Source organism: Flavobacterium sp. Root935, from assembly GCF_001429295.1.
Classification (GTDB): Bacteria; Bacteroidota; Bacteroidia; order Flavobacteriales; family Flavobacteriaceae; genus Flavobacterium.
In genome coordinates this window covers 333,837-347,129 of the sequence record NZ_LMJL01000012.1, presented here as the reverse complement: position 1 = coordinate 347,129, position 13,293 = coordinate 333,837, and the positions used below count along the sequence as shown (strand labels likewise).

General features: G+C 35.4%; 6 protein-coding genes. All 6 read left to right on the top strand.

Annotated elements, in window-relative coordinates; all coding sequences use genetic code 11:
- Nucleotides 1-29: 29 nt before the first annotated feature.
- The 6 genes from xyl3A to ASE40_RS16225 all read left to right on the top strand — a co-directional run bounded on the left by xyl3A (nt 30) and on the right by ASE40_RS16225 (nt 13,168).
- Nucleotides 30-2,624: a xylan 1,4-beta-xylosidase gene (gene xyl3A / locus ASE40_RS16250; RefSeq protein ID WP_057118152.1), complete on the top strand. Its 2,595-nt coding sequence runs from the start codon at nt 30-32 to the stop codon at nt 2,622-2,624.
- A gap of 20 nt (nt 2,625-2,644) precedes the next feature.
- On the top strand, nt 2,645-4,558 hold the full coding sequence (locus tag ASE40_RS16245; RefSeq protein ID WP_057118150.1) for a glycoside hydrolase family 97 protein: 1,914 nt from the start codon (nt 2,645-2,647) through the stop codon (nt 4,556-4,558).
- Between the two features lie 35 nt (nt 4,559-4,593).
- Nucleotides 4,594-5,952 carry a glycoside hydrolase family 43 protein gene (locus ASE40_RS16240; protein WP_057118148.1) on the top strand — a complete coding sequence of 453 codons (1,359 nt, stop codon included), beginning with the start codon at nt 4,594-4,596 and terminating at the stop codon, nt 5,950-5,952.
- A 77-nt stretch (nt 5,953-6,029) separates the two neighbouring features.
- Nucleotides 6,030-7,973, top strand: a complete 1,944-nt coding sequence (locus ASE40_RS16235) for a glycoside hydrolase family 97 protein (RefSeq protein WP_057118146.1) — start codon at nt 6,030-6,032, stop codon at nt 7,971-7,973.
- Between the two features lie 680 nt (nt 7,974-8,653).
- The gene (locus ASE40_RS16230; RefSeq protein WP_057118144.1) at nt 8,654-11,662 is read left to right on the top strand and encodes a SusC/RagA family TonB-linked outer membrane protein; all 3,009 of its coding nucleotides are present in this window, start codon (nt 8,654-8,656) and stop codon (nt 11,660-11,662) included.
- 12 nt (nt 11,663-11,674) lie between these two features.
- Nucleotides 11,675-13,168, top strand: a complete 1,494-nt coding sequence (locus tag ASE40_RS16225) for a RagB/SusD family nutrient uptake outer membrane protein (protein WP_082586821.1) — start codon at nt 11,675-11,677, stop codon at nt 13,166-13,168.
- Nucleotides 13,169-13,293: the final 125 nt, after the last annotated feature.

Below are 13,293 nucleotides of genomic sequence, written 5' to 3'. Positions count from 1 at the left end.
GTTTAAAGTACAATCTAAAAATAGAAACAATGAAAATAAAATATTGGTTTGTCATAAGTTTGTTTTCAGCAGTTAGCAGTCATGCACAGCTGTTGCCATATAAAAATCCTTCTTTAAGCTCTTCCGATAGGGCAAAAGATTTAATTTCAAGATTAACGCTAGAAGAAAAAGCATCGTTAATGTGCGATCAGTCTGATGCTGTTCCAAGACTTGGAATTAAAAAATTTAACTGGTGGAGCGAAGCTTTACATGGCTATGCAAATAACGATAATGTGACCGTTTTTCCTGAACCTATAGGAATGGCAGCCTCATTTGACGATCAATTACTTTATCGCGTTTTTAATGCTGTTTCAGATGAAGCAAGAGCCAAATATAACCAATGGATTAAAGATGGAAACGAAAACAAACGTTTCTTAAGTCTGTCAGTATGGACTCCAAATGTCAATATTTTTAGGGATCCGCGATGGGGGCGCGGGCAGGAAACTTACGGTGAAGATCCTTACCTTACATCAAGAATGGGAGTTTCTGTTGTAAAAGGACTGCAAGGGCCCACGGACGCTAAATATCGTAAACTTCTAGCTTGTGCCAAACACTTTGCCGTACATTCAGGTCCCGAATGGAGCAGGCACGAACTGAATTTAAATAATGTAAATCCGCGCGAACTTTACGAAACTTATCTGCCAGCTTTTAAGGCATTGGTGCAGGAAGCAGATGTTCGTGAAGTAATGTGCGCTTATCAGCGTCTAGATGATGAACCTTGCTGCAGCAATACCCGATTGTTGCAGCGTATTCTCCGAGATGAATGGGGATATAAATATATGGTAGTTTCAGATTGTGGGGCTGTAACAGATTTTTATACCACACATAAAGTTTCTTCAGATGCTGTGCATGCTGCATCCAAAGCTGTACTGGCAGGAACAGATGTAGAATGTGTTTGGGAGAAATATCCTTTTAAAAATCTGCCTGAAGCGGTTGAAAAAGATTTAATTAAAGAAACCGATATCAATAAAAGTTTACAGCGTGTCTTAGAAGGCCGTTTTGAACTTGGAGAAATGGATGACGATGCGATAGTGCCATGGACGCAGATTCCAGCTTCAGTTCTTAACAGTAAAGAACATCAACAGCTGGCATTAGAAATGGCGCAGAAATCTATGACATTACTGCAAAATAAAAACAACATTCTGCCATTGGCTAAAACATCAAAAAAAATCGCAGTTATTGGACCTAACGCAGCAAATGAACCTATGTTATGGGGTAATTATAACGGAACGCCAGTCAAAACAATTACAATCAAAGAAGGAATAGAATCCAAGACTGGATCAGATAAAATCTTTTATGATAAAGCCTGTGATTTGGTAGAAGATAAAGTAAATCAAAGTTATTTCGATCAGATTTCGTTTGAAGGTAAAAAAGGAATGAGAGCCACTTATTGGAATAATCCAAACAGAGAAGGAAATAGTTTTATTTCAACGCAAATTACCAATCCGATAAAAATGACTACTGCTGGACAGCATGAGTTTGCTTCTGGAGTTAAGCTCGAAGGCTTTTCTGCAAAATATGAAACTGAATTTACCGCAAAAGCAACTGATAACCTTGTATTTAAAACCGGTGCGACAGGATTTTTTGAATTAATTGTTAATGGAAAATCTATTGCAAAATATACCAACTGGAGAACTGTTCCAGGAAATATTTCATTTCCAGTTGAAGCAGGTAAAACTTATAAAATTGAAATTCATTTTGCCCAGTCAAACAACTGGCAGGCTAATCTTGAATTTGATTTTGGAAAAGAATTTGACATCAATTTTGCGTCTTTAATCCAAAAGTTAAATGGTATTGATACTGTAGTTTTTGTTGGCGGTCTTTCTACTTTATTGGAAGGAGAAGAAATGCCGGTTTCTTATCCGGGTTTCAAGGGAGGAGATAGAACCAATATAGAATTGCCAGCGGTACAGAGAAAATGTTTAAAAGAATTAAAAGAGGCAGGAAAAAAAGTAATTTTTGTAAACTGTTCTGGCTCAGCTATAGCTTTAACGCCCGAAACCACCAGCTGTGATGCTATTTTACAGGCCTGGTATCCAGGAGAATCCGGAGGCCAAGCTGTTGCCGATGTACTTTTTGGGGATTATAATCCTGCTGGAAAACTTCCTGTTTCATTTTACAAAAACTCGGAAATATTAAGAGATTTTGAAGATTATTCCATGAAAGGACGTACCTACAGGTATACTACAGATGTATTGTTTCCTTTTGGTTTTGGATTGAGTTATTCTAAGTTTACTGTTGGTTCAGGTAAATTGAACAAGAGTAAAATAAAATCAAATGAAAATATTCAATTGACTATTCCTGTGCAAAATACCAGTAAGCGTGATGGGACAGAGATTATTCAGGTATATGTTAAAAAAGTAAATGATACTGATGGTCCTTTAAAAACATTAAAAGCCTTTAAGCGCGTTGCTGTCAATGCTGGAGATAAAGAAAACGTGCTGATAGATTTACCCGCTTCGTCATTTGAATTTTTCGATGCAGCATCTATGGCTGTTAAAGTAACTTCTGGCGAATATGAATTGTATTACGGCACTAGTTCAGCGGCAAAAGATCTCAAAATGCTTAAAGTATTGGTACAGTAAAAACGATTTAAAATAGTAATATGAAATCTACATTAAGTGTTGTTTTGGTTCTGTTTACTATCGTCTGGTCGTACGGGCAAAAAGCAGTTTTAATCTCTCCCAATAAAAAAATAACTGTTGCATTATTTGACAGTCAGAATAATTCTGGAAATTGGTATTTGCAGGTTAATTATGCTAATAAAGATAAACATGACGAAATAATTCCAAAAATAGATTTGGGAATTGTACGAAACGACCAATCATTTTCAAAAGGCTTAAAACTAAAAAAGATCGGCAAGCTAGTACTTATTAAAGAGCAGTACAAAGTATTGCATGGAAAGAAATCGGACTGTTCTAACACAGCAAATGAATTGGTTTTCTATTTTGAAAACGAATCGAAATCTCTCTTAAATGTAATTCTGAGAGTTTACAACGACGGTGTGGCATTTCGTTATGAATTTCCAGAAAAAAAAGGAACTTATACCATTTCAGATGAACTAACAGCTTATTCTATTCCCGAAGGTACAGAAAGATGGCTGGAGAAGTTTGATTTGTCTAATGAAGGCCTGTACAATAGCATGAAAAATGGAGATATACAGCAAGATTGGTGCTATCCTGCATTGTTTAAGACAAAGTATGGCCCTAGCTGGTATCTGATTCATGAAGCCGATTTAGACAGAAATTATGCAGCTTCAAAACTGACTAATACCCAAAACAAAGAACGGTATAAAGTTACGCTGCCTGGAGCAGAAGAGGGCATAGGAGAGCCTTTTACCAAAATAGCACTGCCTTGGAAATCTCCTTGGAGAGTTATAATTGCAGGAGAGCTTGGAGATATTGTAAAATCTACATTGGTTGATGATATATCGAAACCGTCTGTTTTAACTGATACAGATTGGATTCAGCCCGGTATAGCGTCGTGGAATTACTGGTCGAATAATCACGGAACAAAAGATTTTAAAACCGTAACCCAGTTTGCAGATTTAGCCGTTGCTATGGATTGGCCTTATACGCTTTTAGATTGGGAGTGGGATCAGATGGGCAATGGCGGCAACTTGGAAGATGCCATAAAATATATTCATTCGATTGGTATTAAGCCCTTAATGTGGTACAATTCAGGTAAGTTTAAATGGATCACTTCCACACCTGTTGACCGAATGCTGACTCACGAAAACCGAGTTAAAGAATTTGAGAAGCTAAATAAGCTTGGCGTTTACGGGATCAAAGTTGATTTCTTTTTAAGTGAAAAACAAGAAATCATAAATTATTACTTAGACATTTTAGAAGATGCAGCGAAGTATAAAATCATGGTTTATTTTCACGGATGTTTAGTACCGAGAGGCTGGCAGCGGACTTATCCGCATCTTATGACTTATGAAGCTGTCCGCGGAGCAGAATGGTACAACAATGGACCAGAATTAACCGCAACGGCGGCAGAACACAATAATATACTGGCTTTTACCCGTAATGTCGTAGGATCAATGGATTACACTCCGGTAACTTTTACAAATTCACAATTTCCTCATATTACTTCTTATGGTCATGAACTTGCATTAAGTGTAGTTTTTGAATCGGGAATACAGCATATGGCAGACAGACCGGAAGGTTATTACGAATTGCCAGATGCAGCCAAAACATTTTTAAAACAGGTTCCTGCCTCTTGGGATGATACCATCCTGCTTGACGGCTTTCCTGGAAAATATACGGTTATAGCAAGAAGAAAAGGAACAGATTGGTTTATTGGAGGTATTAATTCAGGAAGAAAAGAAAGAATCCAAAATTTAAAATTTGATTTTTTACCAGCAGGACAGACTTTTAAGCTCACATTAATTGCCGATGGAAATCATGATAAAGCTTTTTCTACGCAATATTTACTGGTAGATAAAACAACTTCGCTGGATGTGAAAGTATTAAATATGGGTGGTTTTGCAGCGTCATTAGTATTAAATAAGTAAATGTTTTTTAACCTAAATTAATTAACAATCAGATAATGTATTTTATAAAAAAAAGATTTTTAACAGCATTTATTATTCCTGTATTTAGTTTTGCTCAAAACCCAATTGTACAGACAAGCTACACAGCAGATCCAGCACCGATGGTTTACAATAATAAACTGTATTTATATACTTCGCATGACGAAGACAATTCTACATGGTTTACCATGAATGATTGGAAATTGTATACTACAGAAGATATGGTAAACTGGACAGATCATGGTTCTGTATTATCGTATAAAGATTTTAGCTGGGCTAAAATGAATGCATGGGCAATTCAATGCATAGAAAGAAAAGGCAAATTTTATTTGTATGCCCCAATTACAGATAATCAAGGACGAAATGGCATTGGTGTAGCAGTATCAGACAGTCCGTATGGACCATTTAGAGATCCATTAGGAAAACCTTTGATACAAAACAGCAACGCCGATATTGATCCAACCGTTTTTATCGACGATGATGGACAAGCCTATTTATTATGGGGTAACCCTGTTTGCCATTATGTTAAATTAAATGAAGACATGATCTCTTACAACGATGAGTTAAAGATCTTTCCAAACACAATTGAATCATTTGGAAAACGTATTGGAAAAGAAGATACCCGCAGACCTACCACTTATGAAGAAGGACCATGGCTGTATAAGAGGAATAAATTGTACTATCTGTTTTTTGCCGCAGGACCTATTTCTGAGCATATAGGATATTCAACAAGCAAAAGTCCGCTTGGACCATGGAAATATCAAGGAGTTGTAATGCCAACACAGGGAGAGAGTTTTACAAATCATCCAGGAGTTGTAGATTTTAAAGGAAAAACGTATTTCTTTTATCATAATGGAGCTTTACCAGGTGGCAGCGGTTTTACCAGATCTGTAGCAGTTGAAGAATTGTTGTTTAATTCTGATGGAAAAGTCAAAGAAATGAATATGACAGAGGGTATCAAAAAAGGAATCAGTACTCTAAATCCTTATGCTAAGTCAGAAGCAGAAACGATAGCTTGGTCAAAAGACGTAAAGTCAATGCAGAATAAAGAAGTAGGCGTCTTCATTACTGCCATGAAAAACAATGCATTCACTAAAATAAAAGATGTTGATTTTCGCGAATCGGGTGCTGCAAAATTTACTGCTCGTGTAGGTACCACCCACAATGGAAATGTGTCAATGGAAATTAGACTTGATAGTCTGGATGGGGAATTACTAGGAACAGTAAAAGTTCCTATGACAGGAGGAAATGACAGATGGGCTGTTGTTACAACAGATATTAAAAAAGTTTCTGGAGTGCATGATCTTTATTTTGTATACAAGGGTAATGCTTCTGATAAAATCATGTATTTTGATTACTGGATGTTTTCTAAATGACATTTTTAATTAACAATACTATTTCTTGCAATGAAAAGGAGTTCAATCATTAACAAAAAGATAAATCTTAAAAGGTCATGAATCTTAAAAATTTAATATTCGTATGTTTAGCGGGTTTCCTTAAACTAAACGCCCAGCCAGCAGTAAAAAGTCCAGACGGAAAACTTGCGGTGTCGATTTCTGTAAATAACGGAATGCCTCAGTATAGTGTAACATACAATGAAAAAACATTTATAGAAAAATCTCCATTAGGCTTAAAAACAAATGCGGGAGATTATAGCTCTGGATTAACTTTAGAAAAAAATAGCAGCCAAAATAAAATCGATGAATCCTATAAGCTCCGAAACATAAAACAAAGCAGTGTACATTACAGTGCTAACGAAGCCGTTTTTTCATTCACAAAAGATGGCAGATTAGCTTTAGATGTAATCTTTAGAGTAAGCAACAACAATCTGGCATTTAAGTATAAATTATATCCGCAGAAAGAAACACTTTCCTGTATAGTTCAAGAAGAAGTTTCAGGATTTTTACTGCCAAAAGGAACCACGACATTTCTTTGCCCGCAAAGTAATCCAATGACTGGATTTGCCAGAACAGCTCCTAGTTATGAAACTTCCTATATATTAGATAATGTTCTCGGAAAGAATGGCTTGGGAAATGGATATACGTTTCCATGTCTGTTTAAAGTAAATAACAGCGGATGGCTTTTAATTTCTGAAACAGGTGTAGACAGCGGATATTGTGCAAGCAGATTAATAGGAAATGAGAACGGATTATATTCTATTGGATTTCCGATGCCGGGAGAAAATAACGGAAACGGGACAACAGGACCAGGAATACCGCTTACAGGAGAAACGCCATGGCGTACCATTACAATTGGGGAAACACTTGCTCCGATAGTTGAGACCACTATTCCGTTTGATTTGGTTAAGCCAAAATATGAAGCCTCTAAAGAGTATCAGTATACAAAAGGAACTTGGAGCTGGATCATGAAAATGGATAACAATACCACGTTTCCTGTACAAAAGCAGTATATTGATTTTAGTGCTTCAATGGGATATGAAACCATTTTAATTGATGCACTTTGGGATACGCAGATTGGTCGCGATAAAATAGCAGAATTAGCAGCATACGGTAAACAAAAAGGAGTAGGACTCTATTTATGGTACAATTCAAATGGATACTGGAATGATGCTCCTCAAGGCCCCAAAGGACTAATGGATAATACAGCACTCCGTCGAAAAGAAATGGCATGGATGAAAAGCATCGGAATTAAAGGCATTAAAGTTGACTTTTTTGGAGGCGATAAACAGGTAACCATGAAATTGTATGAAGATATTTTGACAGATGCTAATGAATTTGGAATAATGGTAATTTTTCATGGCTGTACTTTACCTCGAGGCTGGGAACGCATGTATCCAAATTATGCCTCTAGTGAAGCAGTTTTGGCTAGTGAAAATCTGCATTTTGGACAGCAAAGCTGTGATAATGAAGCTGTAAGTGCAGCAACACATACTTTTATTAGAAACACTGTAGGAAGTATGGATTTTGGAGGAAGCGCTTTAAATAAATTCTATAATAGTGATAACATTGCCAATAAAGGCTCCAAAAGAATGACCTCTGATGTATTTGCGTTAGCGACTTCGGTGCTTTTTCAAAGCGGCGTGCAGCATTTTGCCTTAGCACCAAATAATTTATATGATGCTCCAGACTGGGCTATACAATTTATGAAAGAAGTACCAACAGTATGGGATGAAGTTCGTTTTTTAGAAGGATACCCAGGAAGGTATGTTGTAATGGCCAGAAGAAAGGATGCAAAATGGTATATCGCTGGAATTAATGCTGAAAATAAACATTTAAAGACAAAGATAAAACTAGAAATGCTTAATTCTGGTACGGCAGTAAATTACTATGCAGACGATGACCAGTTAAACGGAAAAGTGAGTAAACTGACAATAAGTAAAAACAAAGAAGTTGAAATAAGCATACCTCACAACGGAGGAATATTAATAACAAATTAAAAGCGTAAGAAAGTTGATGTCAACACTAAAATTAAATAAAAAAATATAATAGCAAAATTTATGCAGCAGTAATTGGTATTCTGAATAGTACATAAATGAGTTTCATTGAAAAATTTTGAGCTTGGTGGAAATTAATTATTAATTACCACCAGGCTTTTTTGTTACAATATTTATTATATGAAAAAGAAATATTTTTTAGCAACCGATTGTTGTTTTGATCTGTATAATCTATTTTTTTTCTTTTAAGTATAAGGTAAATTTTATAAAACTTTTTATAAAAGCCTTTTTAATAGTTTTTTACCTATATAATCGCCCTTTTAATCAATTTTTTATTGTTTTTTTAATATTATGTTTTTTGTAGCAAATCTGTCATTTGGCTGTTAAATCCATTGTTTTTTATTTTGAAATTAATTTTGAAATGAATAATTATTATTATTTAAATAAAAATATTATTCTTTATGTTTTTATATTGGTGTTTTTTTATATATAATTTAAAAATATCAAAAGACAACCGATTGTTTTTTAAATTGTTTTTTTATATTTGTTACTGATATATTTAGTGTATTAGATTGATTCACATTAAAGTACTCAAAGATTAATTAAAAAGAAATTATGAACCACTAATTCAATTAAAACAAAAACAAACCACTAAACTATTTAACCAAACTAAAACAATAATTATGAAGTTAAAACTCAAAATTGCACTAATCGGACTGCTGATCGCGAGCAGTCATAGTATAATGGCGCAGTCAAAGACCATTAATGGCGTTATTACAGACCCTTCAGGATTTCCATTACCAGGTGCCAGTATTAATGTAGAAGGTAGTCAGAATAGCACATCAACAGATTTTGATGGTAAATACACTTTAAAAGGAGTTAATCCTACTGATAAAATAACTTATTCCTTTGTTGGTTTAATTTCACAAACAATTACGGTTGGAGAAAGAAATTCAATAAATGTTGCCCTTGTGCAATCGACACAAAATTTAAATGAAGTTGTAATAGCCTACGGTACTCAAAAAAGAACAAAGATTACGGGAGCAGTTTCGACAGTAAGCTCAAAAGATATTGCGGCAGTGCCTATTACGAATGCTGAATCAGCATTACAGGGACGTGCTGCTGGGGTTACAGTTGTAAATGGTGCGCCAGGTTCTAATCCTACAGTTAATATTCGTGGGCTGGCTACAATGGGAAACAGTGCACCCTTATATGTCATAGACGGAGTATTAACAGGTAATCTTTCAGGTTTAAGTCCTAATGATATTGAGAGTATTTCTGTATTAAAAGATGCATCGACCACAGCTTTATACGGTTCTAAAGCTTTTAATGGTGTAATTGTAGTTACTACTAAAAAAGGTAAAAAAGGACCAGGGCAGTTAACTTTTAGCACTTATGTGGGCGGGCAGGAAGTAACTAAAAGATATAGTGTTTTAAACACTCAGCAGTATCTTCAATATGCGAAAGATTTAGGAAGTGATTTAACAGCAAGAGCAGCTGAATTTGGAAACATAAATACAAATTGGCAGGATCAGATTTTTCAAACGGGAATTATGCAGGATTACAATTTGAGTTTTTCAAATGGTACAGAGAATTCTACAAGCCGTTATTCTGCAGAATATATGAAGCAGGATGGCGCTATTGTAAATACAGGTTTCGAACGTTATTCTTTTAGAGCTAATAACACGCAGGATATTGGTAAATTAAAAATAGGAAGCAACATTGGAGTTTCTTTCAGCACCATTAATCCAGAACGTACGTCAGGAGGAAGAACATTATTAGAGCATGCTATTAAAATGGCGCCGTACTTGCCAATTTACAATGAAAATAGCTTAGGAGGCTATCAAGGACCAAGTGCTATTGATGGGAATGATGCAGAAAATCCTGTTCGTGTCGCTAATTTAGGATATCAGAAAATTAATAACTTGTCTATAATTGGTAATATTTTTGCTGAATTAGAAATTTACAAAGGATTGAAATTCAGATCACAAGTTTCTTTAGATTACTATACAAGTAAAGACCATACTTTTATTCCAAGCTTTCAGGATGGTTCTTATCACAAACAGGCATTTTCTTCAACAAACGAAACAAATTCACAAGGGCAGACTATCGTTTTTGACAATAGCTTAACCTATAAAACGACTATTGCTCAAAAGCACAATCTTGAAGTGTTAGGAGTTATTACTAAAATTGATGGAAAATCTCAAAATCTAGCAGCCGGAAGCCGTTATTATATTTCAGATGAAATTGATCAGCTTCGTTATAATGAAGGAAGTTTAGGATCTGCTAATTACGAAGAAAAAAACATAGGATACATTGCCCGTATCAACTACGACTACGATGATAAATATCTTCTTGCTGTTTCAGGACGTAGAGATGCATCTTCTCGTTTTGGAGCTAATAACCGCTGGGGGAATTTTTATTCTGTTGCAGTTGGTTGGAATATAGCTAAAGAAAATTTTATGCAAAATTCTATTTTCAGCACATTAAAACTTAGAGCTAGTACTGGAACAACAGGAAACGACAGAATAGATAATTATCAATACAGTGCCACTTTATTGGCAAACTATAATTACCCTATTGGAGGAGCAAACGCACCTGGTGTTTCTTTGGGAGTTGCCGCTAATCCTAACTTAAAATGGGAGTCAAAATTAGATAGAAATATCGGTTTAGATTTTGGTTTTTTTGATGAAAAACTAACGGGTTCATTCGAATATTTTAACAATAAGAGTAGTGATATTCTGTTTGCAGTTCCTCTTGCAGCTTCTGTTGGTTCTGCAGGCGGCGGGACTCAGATTCAAAATATTGCAGACGTAAAAGTAAGCGGTTATGAAGTTTCAATTGGTTTCAATGACAGAAAAGGGGATTTTACATGGTCTGCAGTGGCAAATTTAGGGACAAGTAAAAATGAGGTAGTAAGTTTAGCGCCAGGAGTAACTAGTGTATTAGGCGGACCTTCGGCAAGAGCAGGTTTAGAGAATTTTTCAAGACTAGAAGTAGGTCAGCCGTTATTTTACTTTTATGGATATCAGACCAATGGAATTTATCAAAACCAAGCAGAAGTTGATGCGGTTTTTGGACCAGGACAGACTACAATTAAACCAGGTGATCTAAAAATTGTTGACCGCGATGGCAATAAAGTAATAAACGCAGATGACAAAACAAACATTGGAAATCCATATCCTGATTTCACTTATGGTTTAAACCTTAGTGCCGCATATAAAAACTTTGATTTCAATTGTTTCATAACTGGAGTTGCAGGTAATGATATTTACAATGCAAACACCTTTGATCTAAAAGGAATGAACCGTTTGTTTAACGCAAGCACAGATGTTTTAGATAGAGCAGTTGTTGTAAATGGCGTTGTAACAAATCCTTCAGCTACATTACCAAGAGCACAGGGAGCTGATATAAACTGGTCTTCAGCCAACCAGCGCTACATCGAAGATGGTTCTTTTACAAGATTAAAGAATATAGCCTTAGGATATACACTATCAGGAGATTCATTTAAGAGTTATTTCTCAAAAGCAAGATTCTACGTAAGCGGACAGAACCTTATTACTATCACAAATTACTCAGGTTTAGACCCAGAGATTGCACGTGCAGATGGTAATGCAAATTCAGCAGGAATTGATTTAGGAAGGTATCCACAGCCAAAATCTGTAATTTTTGGAATTGATGTTACATTTTAATATTTAAAGATGATGAGAAAAATAAAATATATACTTATAGTACTGTCTGGGGTTTTAACCATAACTTCATGTGACACTAGCGAATTAGAATTGAATAATCCCAATACTTTATCGCCTGAAACTTTCTTTAAAACCGAAGCACAAGTGCAGTCTGCAGTAAATGCTTCGTATGCAAATCTTCAGACAAGAGGACTCTATGGCAGAAATCTTTTCTTCGCGATGGATCTTATGGGGCATGATGCTTTAGGAAACCCACAGTTAGAAGGTAACAAAAAACCTTTTCAGGATTTTTCTTTTAACGGAGGAAACGATATTATTCAATATTACTGGGAATCTTGTTATATAGGAATATCCAGAGCTAATTTTGTACTGGATAACGAAGAAAAAATCAATGCTCTTCCAAATTCTGTTTTATCTCAGGAAAAAAAGAATAAATATTTAGGAGAAGCTCATTTTTTAAGAGCATACTATTATTTTCTATTAGTAAGACGTTTTGGAGATTTACCAATTTATAAATCAGGTACTATTATTGGAAACGCAAGAAGTCCTAAAGCAGAAGTGTATGCCTTGATTGAAGAAGATCTTGTATTTGCATCGCAAAATCTTTTACCCAAAGCATCAGAATCAGCAGGAAGGGCTAATAGAGAAGTGGCTTATGCACATTTGGGTAAAGTATTGTTATATCAAAAAAAATACGATGAAGCCTTAGCAGCCTTTAATAATGTGACCAGTTACAGCCTCGAAGATAAAGGCAATTTTTACAACAACTTTATGGAAGAAACAGAACATGGTAAAGAATCTATTTTTGAAATTGAGTTTGACGAAAAAAATGGAACAGGTGATCAATGGGGAGCTGTTGGTGATAGCGGAGGAACAGGCTTTGATGAGTCAACGCTTAGAGGTCAGGAATATGGAAATCTTAGCTGGTACAATGTTTATCCGTCAGATAATCTTTTAGATTCATATGAAGCAGGTGATAATCGTTTTGGCGATACTTTTTATGTGCCAGGTTCCTCTTATTTAAAAGGAACAAAGGTAATGGTAGCAGGTAACTTTACTACCTCTGCAGGTATTAGAAGAGCCGGCTGGAAAAAATACCAAAACTATTACAATAGAGAAGATGAAGCAACCCGATCAAGCATTAACTTTAAAGTAATGCGTTATGCAGATGTACTGCTGATGAAAGCCGAATGCGAAAACCAAAGAAACGGAGGTTCTCAGACAGCTGCAATAGCATACATTAAAGAAGTGCGCGATAGAGCAAATCTGACAACTAATATTGCACCAACAAAAGACGCTGTTTTTGCAGCAATTGTGCACGAACGTCAGGTAGAATTTGCCGGAGAGCAATCTCGTTTTGATGATATTATAAGATGGGGTATAGCAAGTACTGTATTACAAGGAACAGGTTTTACTGCTGGTAAAAGCGAGTTATGGCCAATACCAAACAGAGAAACCTCGTCTAATCCTAAAATAAAACCAAGTGATAATAATCCTGGTTATTAAGGTTTTAAATTTTGGTTAGTTTAAGTTAAGTTAGTTTTGTATAAACAGCGCATTTACTGCGCTGTTTATTGTTTACGGTTTTCTGATTAGGAATATATTTAAAAAAATAAATATGGTTGTATATA

Coding starts and splice junctions, on each gene's coding strand:
- ASE40_RS16245 (WP_057118150.1), top strand. CDS start 2,645: ATGAAATCTACATTAAGTGTTGTTTTGGTTCTGTTTACTATCGTCTGG.
- ASE40_RS16235 (WP_057118146.1), top strand. CDS start 6,030: ATGAATCTTAAAAATTTAATATTCGTATGTTTAGCGGGTTTCCTTAAA.
- xyl3A (WP_057118152.1), top strand. CDS start 30: ATGAAAATAAAATATTGGTTTGTCATAAGTTTGTTTTCAGCAGTTAGC.
- ASE40_RS16225 (WP_082586821.1), top strand. CDS start 11,675: ATGAGAAAAATAAAATATATACTTATAGTACTGTCTGGGGTTTTAACC.
- ASE40_RS16240 (WP_057118148.1), top strand. CDS start 4,594: ATGTATTTTATAAAAAAAAGATTTTTAACAGCATTTATTATTCCTGTA.
- ASE40_RS16230 (WP_057118144.1), top strand. CDS start 8,654: ATGAAGTTAAAACTCAAAATTGCACTAATCGGACTGCTGATCGCGAGC.